Below are 2,486 nucleotides of genomic sequence, written 5' to 3'. Positions count from 1 at the left end.
GATCAGTGCGTCCGCACTGAACACGATGACTAGCTTCGGTATGCCGGTGTCGGTAAAAATCTAAAAACGGACCGAAACTGGGGACGTTTTTGCCTGGCGTCGATTAATTCAACAACGCCCAAGGAATGGCAGCAGAAAAAGCCGGAATTGTTCCTAAAACGTCTATAACCAAGCTGGTCTTGACAGTTAGGCGGTGTCATGGGCCTATGGATGAGATACTCCCGCGTAATTTTCCAACCATTCGGAAAATCTCCGTGCGTCAAGCGGCTGGCCAAATAAGAAGCCTTGCAGCTCGTCACATTGATCGTGAGTCAGTAACGCCCGTTGCGCGACGGATTCGACCCCTTCTGCGACCACTTGCATACCGAGCCTGTGCACTAGATCAATGATGGCCTTGACGACGTCGCGCGACGCGTCGCTGTAGCACAATGTTTTAATGAGCGATTTATCAAGTTTGACAAAGCTAATCGGCAGCGTCGTCAGATAATTTAAGGACGAAAAGCCAGTGCCGAAATCGTCTAGTGCGATCGATATCCCGCGCTCACTTAACGCTGCAAGGATGGCGACGCCCGTTTGGTCGCTGTCAAACAGAACTTGTTCTGTCAGCTCGATAACAAGATTTTCAGCGGCTAAGCCAGAAATCCGGAGTGCTTCGTCGATCGAGGTCAGAATGCGCAGTTCAGACAGCTCGCGCGCGCTTAAATTGACGCACACCTTGATGGTCGCTCCTCCCTCCATGGACCATGCGCTTGCATCAACGCATGCGTTGCGCACAATCCACTCGCTCATGTCGGGTAGCAGTCCGCAGTCCCGCACCAATCCCAGTACGTCTTCAATGGGTCGCTCTGTCAATCGCAGATGATCGCACCTCAGCAATGCCTCCACTGCAACCACTTGGCCGCTTGAGGCACAAATTTTCGGTTGGTACACCAGGTGAAATTGTTTTGTCGCGCATGCAGTCCGGACCGCTGCAATGTCTGCGGTTCTGTCATGCGCTTCTTTGTCTAGTTGCGAAGTAAATAAAGAAAATCCATTTCTTCCGTCGTGCTTGGTACGATAGAGCGCCGCATCGGCACGTCGGTACAGCTCGTCTGATGTTGACGCATCGTTCGGCATGACCGCGATGCCGATACTTGCAGCAATCCGAATCTGGTTCCCGTATAGCTCGAAAGGTCTGTTAATGGCTTCGACAATTTTATTTGCCAGATCGCCTGCCGCCACCGAGGATTTTGCTCCACTTTGCAGCACTGCAAACTCGTCACCGCCCATGCGCGCCACGCAGTCCGACTCGCGCGTGCAGAGCTTTAAGCGCCCGCCCACTTGCGTCAATAGTAAATCGCCGGCAACATGTCCGAGGGTGTCATTGACTTGCTTAAAGTAGTCGAGGTCAATCAGGTGCAGGACGACCAGACCTCCGTGGCGATGCGCCGACGTAATCCGTCCCGCAATGTGATCGGCAAAGGCGGTGCGGTTTGCTAACCCTGTTAGGCGATCATGCGTTGCGTCGTGAATCAGATCCTTCTGGAACTCACGCTTTGCTGTGGCGTCAGTAAAGATTTTTAGAAAACCAATGTGGGAGCCCGCGGTGTCATACATTGCGCTAAGCGTACCCTCGGCCCAAAATTCTGTTGCATCCATGCGGAGGTGGCAACGACTGAAACTGATTTTTTCGGCTAAAAGGGCCTCGCTCAGCTCTTTCTCCGCAACTTGCATCTGTTTGGAGGCAAGGGTTTCCATGCTCGATCCATGAATACCTCCGGCCAATTTAGTTAATCCAAGCAAGAGCTCAGCGCCACAGTTCCAACGCACTACCAGTCCACCCGGATCGAGTAATACGATCGCGTAATCGGTCACGCTGTTTAAAACTGCTGTGAAGACGTCTGCATGCTCCATTTCAATTTCCCAAGGGTTATTGTTCAGTGGTCGGCCATGCCAGTTTTTCAAGTCCACTACCCAACAACATTTTTGAAACTTTGGCTAATTACACTATTAGTCTCCGGAAATTACCTCTTTGGGTATTCAAAGCGCCTCGTTATTACGCACCCCGACAGGGCATTTAATCCACATTCTAATGTAAAAATTATTCGCCCCGCGTTTTGTTGCGAAGGCCGTCGCTTGCCCTATGACGCAGGGCAAACTTGGCGGTCTCAGGTATCAAGCGCAACACCGGGTTGATGAATCGAATCGGCCTGCAATTGTAGCCGAGCCATGTGTTCGGTATAAACCACCAGCGGCGACTTCCAGCCGAGCGTTTCACGTGGTCGCGTGTTGAGCGATTATAGTGGACCCACGATTTGAGACAGCAGTTTAAGCTATGGTCCTCACTGGAGGATTGCAGCAAATGGCGGAAGCGAAGAAACGGAAAGCGCATAGCGCGGAGTTCAAGGGGAAGGTCGGTCTTGAAGCCGTGCGCGGATTGAAGACAGTGAATGAGATCGCGCAGCAGCATGGCGTGCACCCGGTAATGGTGAGTCAGTGGAAGAAGG

Annotated in this window: 2 protein-coding genes; one reads left to right on the top strand and one right to left on the bottom strand. The window is 52.2% G+C overall.

All coding sequences use genetic code 11. From position 1 onward, the window contains the following. Positions 1–204 precede the first annotated feature (204 nt). Positions 205–1,944 carry a putative bifunctional diguanylate cyclase/phosphodiesterase gene (locus tag ACP7EY_RS23805; RefSeq protein WP_426197729.1) on the bottom strand — a complete coding sequence of 580 codons (1,740 nt, stop codon included), beginning with the start codon at positions 1,942–1,944 and terminating at the stop codon, positions 205–207. A 397-nt stretch (positions 1,945–2,341) separates the two neighbouring features. On the opposite strand from ACP7EY_RS23805, the gene ACP7EY_RS23800 reads away from it, so the two are divergent. Next, a partial coding sequence (locus ACP7EY_RS23800; protein ID WP_426197730.1) for a transposase occupies positions 2,342–2,486 on the top strand: 145 nt, incomplete at its 3' end.

Origin of the sequence: Massilia sp. DWR3-1-1 (assembly GCF_049898325.1) — a bacterium.
Classification (GTDB): domain Bacteria; phylum Pseudomonadota; class Gammaproteobacteria; order Burkholderiales; family Burkholderiaceae_D; genus JAFCUW01.
This window is presented reverse-complemented; position numbering and strand designations above follow the sequence as displayed.